The organism is Qipengyuania vulgaris, assembly GCF_009827325.1.
Lineage (GTDB): Bacteria > Pseudomonadota > Alphaproteobacteria > Sphingomonadales > Sphingomonadaceae > Qipengyuania > Qipengyuania vulgaris.
In genome coordinates, this window is the sequence record NZ_WTYC01000002.1 from 468,302 (window position 1) to 476,560 (window position 8,259).

Below are 8,259 nucleotides of genomic sequence, written 5' to 3' on the forward strand. Positions count from 1 at the left end.
TTCGGTCCCCGACTTATTTCACCCGATTACTCTGACTGATAAATCCTCAAATGTTATAGCTTTAGGTTCGCAGAATAGGTCGCTACGCCCCGCTGATGGGCAAAAGCTATTCTGTGTCGCTGGCAGTCGTCGGTGCCATGTTCCTTTCTGGGTGTTCACCGAGCGAAGAGGATCGTGTCGAGGAGCCCGTGCCCGTTATTGCGGAAACTCTGCGATTCCTGCCGGAACAGACCGAAGTGGAAGCGATCGGTTCGGCCCGTGCGGTAACTTCTGCGGAGATTTTCCCGGAAAGCGCCGGGCGGGTCATCCGCGTACTTTTCTCGGCCGGCGAGTACGTGCGCAGGGGACAACCGCTCGTGGAACTCGATGCCCGCCAGGAAAGGCTGGCCGTCGAGGCCGCGCGCGTTCAGGTTCTTGAGGCCGAACAGCTTCTCGGCCGATATCGCAGGATCGAAGATACCGGCGCTATTTCCGAAAGCCAGATCGAGGCCGGAGAAACGGCCCTGGCATCCGCAAAGGTCAATTTGCGCCAGGCAGAGACCGCGCTGGCAGACCGCACGGTTAGGGCCCCGTTCTCCGGGCATATCGGGCTGACGCAGATCGATACAGGAGATCGCGTGAACGATGCGACACCGATTGCCCAGATCGATCAGCGGAGCAGGCTTTACATCGACTTTCCGGCACCGGAGGAGGTTTTCTCTTCGCTGCGCGAAGGCCAGACTGTGGAGGTCGCGGCGTTCTCTGCGCCGGATTCGACGATGGATGCCCGTATCGTTGCAACTGACAGCAGCGTGTCGCGCGACAGCCGGAATTTTATCGCGCGCGCCGTCATTCCGAACGAGGGCGACCGTTTTCGGCCCGGCATGAGCTTTAGGGTGAAGTTCACACGCAACGATACCTCGCGCGCCGCAGTGCCAGAGGAAGCGATCGTCTGGGGCGGAGAAGGCTCGTACCTCTTTGTCGTCCGCAACGGCAAAGCCCAGCGCATTCCCGTAACAATCACCTCCCGGCGCGAAGGTTTTGCGCTGGTCGATGGCAGGCTTGGGACGAAGGACAACGTGGTTATCGAGGGTGTCCAGAAAATCAGGGACGGTCAGGACATCAGGCTCGTAAATGCGCGGAACGAACCGGAAGTTGATGTCAACGTACGCCCAGCAGAGGCCGGCGATGACGGATAAGGCAGACCTGCCGCTGCTCGCGGTCAAACGGCCGCTGCTGATAGCGGTCTTGAACCTGCTGATCGTGATTGCCGGTCTTGCGGCGTTCGCCGGCGTTGAAGTGCGCGAACTGCCGAATGTCGATCGGCCGATTGTATCGGTTTCCGCCACTCTCCCCGGCGCGGCACCCGAAACGATGGATAGCGAGGTAACGAGTATCCTCGAAGACGCCGTGGCGCGCGTTACGGGTGTACGTCAGATCAATTCCTCCAGCGAGGAAAACAACTCTCGCATTCGTGCCGAATTCAATCCCGGTGTCGATCTCGATACCGCAGCTTCCGACGTACGCGAGGCCGTGAGCCGCGTGACGCGCGAGCTTCCGGACCGCGTAGAACAGGTCAATATCGTCAAGGCGGATGCCGACGCCCAACCGATCATGATCCTTGCAGTCTCCAGTGACCAATACGGAGAAGCGGAATTGACCCGCGTCGTGGAGAACGACGTGATCCCCGAATTGCTCACCGCGGAAGGCGTTGCCAGCATAGACCAGTTCGGCACGCGTGCTCTGCAAATGAGGGTCTCGATCGATCCGGCTCGTCTCAACCGGTTCGGACTGACAATGAGCGATGTGGCTGAGGCCCTGGAACGCGCACCCTACGACGTGCCGGTTGGTTCCTTCCGTTCCGATGCGCAGGAGCTGGTTGTCAGGGCCGAAGCCAGCGCTACCGATCCACAGCAGCTACGCGACGTTATCGTGTCCGGAACCACACGCGTCGGCGACCTCGCCAAAGTGACGCTGGCACCGGCGGACGCCACCAATTTCGTTCGTCTGGATGGACGACCAATCGTTGGACTTGGCGTAATTCGTCAGGCCAGTTCCAACACGATCCAGATTTCCGATGCCATCCGTGACTCGGTAGAGCGTGTGAACGCACGCTATGAGGGCATTTCGATCAGCGTCGTTTCCGACGATGCGGACTTCATTCAGATATCCGTGCGCGAAGTGCTGATCACTCTCGGTTTCACGATAATCATCGTGATCGGCACCATGCTGGTTTTCTTCGGCTCGTGGCGAGCGACAATTATTCCGAGCACGACCATCCCCGTGGCGCTTGTCGGCGTCCTCGCCGGTATCTGGATAATGGGGTTCTCGGTGAACCTGCTCACGCTTCTGGCACTGGTGCTCGCGACAGGACTGATAGTCGATGATGCCATCGTCGTGCTGGAAAATACGCAGCGATTGCAAAACAAGGGGCTAGGCCGACGGGCCGCCGCGGTCGTGGGGACCCGCCAGGTCTTTTTTGCAGTAGTTGCGACCACTGCGGTGCTGGTGTCCGTGTTTGTGCCTATCAGCTTTCTGCCTTCAGAGGCAGGACGCCTGTTCCGGGAATTCGGTTTTGTCTTGTCTATGGCAGTCCTCATATCCTCCTTCGTAGCGCTATCGCTCGTGCCCGCACTTTCCGCGAAATTCGATCTTACAAGCGAGAATGGTGATGGTGGCCGACTGGCCAAGTGGGGAGCGACGGCGCGAGACCGTTACGCCAAAATGCTGAGCTGGTGCCTGGATCACGGTAAACTCGTAGTTGGGTGTGCGGCTGGTCTTGCGGGGCTTACGGGCCTGCTGTTCACTGAGCTCGAGAGCGAACTCGTGCCCGATGAGGATCGGGGTGTCATCGAAGTCGACGCGACCGGTCCGGATGGCGTGGGTCTCGATTTCATGGATCGCGAGCTCGATGAAGTTGAAGCAGTTCTCCAGCCCTATCTGGACAGCGGAGAAATCCAGAGCACCTTTTCGATCGTAGGCCGCTACGATCCCAATCGTGTGCGGGTTACTACGCAATTAGCAGACTGGGATGAGCGGGAGCGCAGCCAGACCGAGATCGTCGACGAACTCAACGAACCGTTGCAGGAAATTCCCGGATCGCGCACCAATGCGCGAGGTCGCGGCACGCTCAGCTTCGGCGGCGGCGGGGGCAACATCGAGGTTGCGCTTACCGGCGGCGAATATGAAAATATCTATCTATCCGCGCTGGCATTGGGAGATGCAATCGACACCCGGTCCGAGATCCTGTCGAACCCGGATATCTCCTACCAGCCAACCCAGCCTCAACTTTCGATCCGAATTGACCGCCAGCGGGCATCCGATCTCGGGGTCGAACTGGACGATGTGGCGCAGACCCTGCGCGCGATGGTAGGAGGTGACGATATCGTCGATCTCAACATCGGAGATCAGGCGGTGCCGATTTTCCTGACTTCCGAAGCGGTGTCGGTCACCAACCCGTCGGACCTCAGGAATCTCTATGTGCGCACGGAAGGCGGCGGGCTCGTACCGATGTCGAGCCTGACGCAGATCGTCGAGCAGGGTGTCGCAGCCGAACTCGATCGCACTGAGCAAAGGCGTGCAATCGAGGTCGAAGCCACCATCGCCTCCGGTGTCCCGCTTCAGGAGGCGGTAGCCGAAATCGAGCGGCTCGCTGCCGAATCCGTCGCCGACGACATCGACCTGCTGCTGCAAGGCGACGCAGAAACGCTCGCGGAAACCTCTGACGACGTTCTGCTCACTTACATGTTCGCGCTGGTGATCGTCTTCTTGGTCCTCGTCGCCCAGTTCGAAAGCGTGACCAGCGCGCTGGTTGTCCTCCTGACGGTGCCGTTCGCATTGGCTGCAGCCATTCTGGCGCTGTTCTTGTCCGGAATCTCCCTCAACATCTATTCCCAGATCGGGCTGGTGATGTTGATCGGACTGATGGCGAAGAATGGAATCCTGATCGTGGAGTTTGCCGACCAGTTGCGCCACCAAGGGCGTGACCTCCGCCAAGCGGCAGAAGAATCTGCGGCGATCCGGCTGCGCCCCATCGCCATGACGCTGATTTCGACGGTACTCGGCGCAGTACCCCTGATCCTAGCATCAGGTGCTGGCGCCGAAGCGCGGCAATCGATCGGGTGGGTGATCTTCGGAGGGCTAGGGATAGCAGGCGTCTTCACGCTCTTCCTCACGCCAGTTATTTATCTTGGCGTGGCGCGGTTCGGGCAACCGAGAAGTGTCGATCTGGCCAGGCTTCAGGAGGAGATTGACGATATCGACGAAGACATGACGATGGCACCGGCATGACCGTGTCTCGTTTGACGATCACTGCGTCCGCCCTGCTTCTCTCCGGGTGTGCTACCTCGCTTATCGAGGTCCCGGCAGCAAACATTCCGGCCCCCGCCACCTACGCGGAACAGCTTCCCCCGGCTGGTCTCGACGAGGCTTGGTGGAATGGTTTCAGAGACCCGGTACTCGCCGCACTTGTTGAAAGGGGCCTCGGAGCCAATTTCGAGATCGCTGCAGCGCGCGACAGAGTCTTTTCTGCGGAGGCCCTCCTGCGCGCCGAATGGGCCGACCGACTTCCGAGCATCGATGGTTCCGGAGAAGCAGACCTGGAATTGACCGAAGGGAATAGTCCGGTCACAGCGAGTGCCGGACTCTTGGGGAGCTTCGATCTCGACCTATCCGGACGACTTTCAGCGGAGATCCGCGCAGCTGCGGCGAGCTATGCAGAAGCGGATTACCTGCGCGCTGACCAACAACGGCTCGTTGCCGCCGCAATCGCGCGTCAGTATGTCGAATATCGCCGGACTGGGGCGCAACTAGAGCTCTTCGAACAGTCAACCGAGCTGCAAAGACAGACCCTGCGGATCGTCAACTTGCGCTTTGAAGCAGGTTTGGCGGCAAACTTGGATGTCCGCCGCGCGGCTGCCGATCTTGCCCAGACCGAGGCGCGGCTGGGACTGATAGAAATAGCCCGTGCCGAAGCCGAGCATGGACTAGCAATCCTTTTGGCCGAGCCCCCGGGAACGCTCGCAATCATGTCACCTGAAAATGCTGTCACAATACCGCAATACAGTGCCGGTCCCGCCATCGGCACACCCGCGAACCTACTTCGGCGACGGGGAGATATTCTGGCTGCGGAAGCCCGTGTGCTCCGCGCTGCTGCGGAAGTGGGCATAGAGCAGGCGGATCTGAGGCCCTCGCTTGTGATTCCTGGTTCGATCCTTTTAGGTGACGGAACCATCGACGGACTGTTCGGCAGTTTTCTGGCCAGCTTGGGGGCGGCTTTGGACCTTCCCCTGTTCGACGGTGGACGTCGGCGAGCGGAAGTGACCGCTGCGCGGGCAGACTTGGATGCTAGCCTGTCTGAATACCGGCAGGCATTCCTGCGCGCACTTGGCGAGGCAGAAAACGCGCTGGTAGCCATCAGGGCATATCGGGAAAGGGGAGCGTCGCTGGAAGAAGCCATCGTACAAAGCGAGACCGCGCTCGAACAGTCCAACGCGCTTTACCGCGAGGGTCTGGCGTCTTTGTTCGATGTGCTAGATGCGCAGCGCCAGCTCATAAGCAGCAGACAGTCGCAACTGGACAATGAGGCGGCCATAGCCAATGCATTTATCGCACTTCACTCGGCTGCTGCGAGTTCGACTGAGGATTTCAACTGACCGGAACGGTATGTGAGACTGCCGCACATGCACCATTAGCATTATGGCGCATTCCGCTTCCACGCCAAAGCAATCGACGACGGATCGCCTTCGCTGATCGCGAAACTGCTAACTTAAAATTGGAGTGACGGTGGTTGCGGGGGCTCGCATTGAACGGTGTACCACTACAGCCGTGGTGGAGATCTAGCGTCGCATCCCTGCAACCAGCGATGTCATCGCTAGTTGTTCTTCAGCCTTCGGCGTTGGGATTGCGCAAGTAGCCGAGAAAACTTGTATCTCCGGCTTTGGCTGAGCATGCCCTGTCTTCGGAACCTTTGATGCGCTACTCCACTCCTGTAGCGTGAAGATTGCGACCTACAATGTGAACGGGGTCAACGGCCGGTTGCCGGTTCTGCTGCGCTGGCTTCAGGAAGAGCGTCCGGATGTCGTTTGCCTTCAGGAGCTGAAATCTCCCGACGACCGCTTCCCGTCAGAGGCAATCCGGGCGGTTGGCTACGAGGCTCTTTGGCATGGACAGTCTCGCTGGAACGGTATCGCAATATTGACACGCGTAGGCGAAATACACGAGACACGTCGCGGCTTGCCCGGGATTTCTGACGACAACCAAAGCCGCTATCTCGAGGCAGCAGTAAACGGAGTTCTGATTGGCACGATTTATCTGCCGAATGGGAATCCCCGGCCCGGCCCGAAATTTGAATACAAGATGCGCTGGTTCGAAAAGCTCACAGAGCACGCTCGCAGCCTGCTGGATACCGGCCTTCCTGTAGTCTTGACCGGTGATTTCAATGTAATGCCCACTAAGTTAGATGTCTACAAACCAGAGCGGTGGGTGGATGACGCGTTATTTGCGCCAGAGGTACGAGAGGCTTGGTTTCGGCTGGTTGACCAAGGTTGGACCGACGCCATTCGAATGCTTCATCCCGACGAGACAATTTACACTTTCTGGAAGTACCTGCGGAATGCATTTGCGAGAAATGCCGGGCTGCGGATCGATCATTTTCTTCTTGATCCAAGTCTGGTTGGCCGCTTGGCGGGCGCGGGTGTCGATTTGCAGGTACGGGCCTGGGAAAAGACCAGCGATCACGCCCCAGTGTGGATCGAGCTTTCAGATATCTAGCTGTTAGAGTTAGAAGCACACCCCACGCCCGCTCTGGAAACGAACTTCCAATATGGTACCGTAAGACAGTCCGCTTCAGACTTTTTCCGCCGAAAAACGGCCATTCCGCTTCCGACGCCCTTGCGGACGCTTGCTAGATGCGATTTCGCCAGAAGAGCCATCGCTGCAATTGCAGTGAGCACGCCCACAAAAGCACGAGGGCGATAGCGATGAAGATTACATACATCGCGACACCTGCAGCGAAGTGCCAATTTGGCTCGGACCTCAGGGCATATAAATCAAACCAACTCGAGATTTCGAGCGGCTCTCCATGATTCATCGTGCATATATTGTTTGGCTTGCTGGATTTGTGCCGGGCGCCTTGGCGGTAAACCTGCTTTGGGGATCGGCCTGGTGGCAAAGCTTCGTGCCTCGGATGATGGGATATTGACGGGCATGTCGGTTTCCCATCTGTGGACGCCCCGCAGGATGCAAGCGGTATTTTGAGAGGTTTGGCACGTAGTCGGATGCTGCCATCTGTCCGGCCTCCTGGTGCAGCTTTTCGTGCTGCGGGCCCGTATGGGAGTTCGCGGACCGGAACCACATCACCCTCAGCGTACTGATGAAGCACGGTGGAAAGCCCTGGTTCTTCCGGTCCCGTCTCGCCGACTGTTTTGCCATACTCTCCTTCGTCCGCCTACGTCCTTCCGGCGACCTCTGGTCCGGCCCGGCTTACGCCGCGACCGAGACCGGAGCCCTGTAATCCTCGTTCTTCGTCAGCACTGCCCAGACGATGCGCGCGGTCTTGTTCGCGAGCGCCACCGTCACCAGCATGCGCGGCTTGCGCGCCATCATCTGTTCCAGCCACGATCCCGCGGGTGCGCCGCGCCTGCTTGCCTGGAGCACGACCGCGCTGCTGCCGATGATCAGCAGCCGCCGCAGCGTTCGCTCGCCCATCTTCGAGATCGCGCCGAGCCTCTGCTTGCCGCCGGTCGAGTGCTGGCGCGGTGTAAGCCCGACCCATGCGGCAAAGTCGCGGCCCTTGGCAAAGGTGCCGGGCGGAGGTGCAAGTGCGGTGATCGCGGTTGCCGTGATCGGTCCGATGCCCGGGATCGTCATCAGCCGCCGCGCGGTCTCGTCTTCGCGGGCACGCCGGGCGATCTCCCGGTCAAGTTCGGCAATGCGCTCGCTGAGCACTGCCATCTGATCGAGCATTATCTCCAGTACCGGCCGTGCGCTCTCGGGAACCGCGTCGGGATCCTCAAGCAGTGCGGCCAGCTTCTTCATGTGCGCCAGGCCTTGCGGCGCGATCCAGCCATGCTCGGTCATGTGACCGCGAACGGCGTTGCTGATCTGCGTGCGTTGCTTGACCAGCAGGTCGCGGGCCCGGAACACCAGCGCGGCTGCTTGCTGTGCTTCGGTCTTTACTGGCACGAACCGCATGCTCGGGCGCTGCGCCGCCTCGCAGATGGCCTCGGCATCCGCAGCATCGTTCTTCTGGCGCTTCACGAACGGCTTTACGTAAGCTGG

At 59.6% G+C, this 8,259-nt stretch carries 5 protein-coding genes; 4 read left to right on the plus strand and 1 reads right to left on the minus strand.

Annotation, left to right across the window (positions count from 1 at the left end):
- Window positions 1-95: 95 nt before the first annotated feature.
- The 4 genes from GRI69_RS06710 (at window position 96) to xth (ending at window position 6,750) form a co-directional block, all read left to right on the plus strand.
- On the plus strand, window positions 96-1,178 hold the full coding sequence (locus GRI69_RS06710) for an efflux RND transporter periplasmic adaptor subunit (RefSeq protein ID WP_160727478.1): 1,083 nt from the start codon (window positions 96-98) through the stop codon (window positions 1,176-1,178).
- Window positions 1,168-4,269: an efflux RND transporter permease subunit gene (locus GRI69_RS06715; protein ID WP_160727479.1), complete on the plus strand. Its 3,102-nt coding sequence runs from the start codon at window positions 1,168-1,170 to the stop codon at window positions 4,267-4,269. Before GRI69_RS06710 ends, GRI69_RS06715 begins: the two co-directional genes overlap by 11 nt.
- Window positions 4,266-5,633, plus strand: a complete 1,368-nt coding sequence (locus GRI69_RS06720) for an efflux transporter outer membrane subunit (RefSeq protein WP_160727480.1) — start codon at window positions 4,266-4,268, stop codon at window positions 5,631-5,633. Before GRI69_RS06715 ends, GRI69_RS06720 begins: the two co-directional genes overlap by 4 nt.
- Window positions 5,634-5,973: 340 nt before the next feature.
- Window positions 5,974-6,750, plus strand: coding sequence for an exodeoxyribonuclease III (gene xth, locus GRI69_RS06725; RefSeq protein ID WP_160727481.1), 777 nt, complete (start codon window positions 5,974-5,976; stop codon window positions 6,748-6,750).
- Window positions 6,751-7,461: 711 nt separating this feature from the next.
- Here xth and GRI69_RS06730 read toward each other — a convergent pair.
- The coding region (locus tag GRI69_RS06730) for an IS110 family RNA-guided transposase (protein WP_160726291.1) at window positions 7,462-8,259 on the minus strand (798 nt) is incomplete at its 5' end.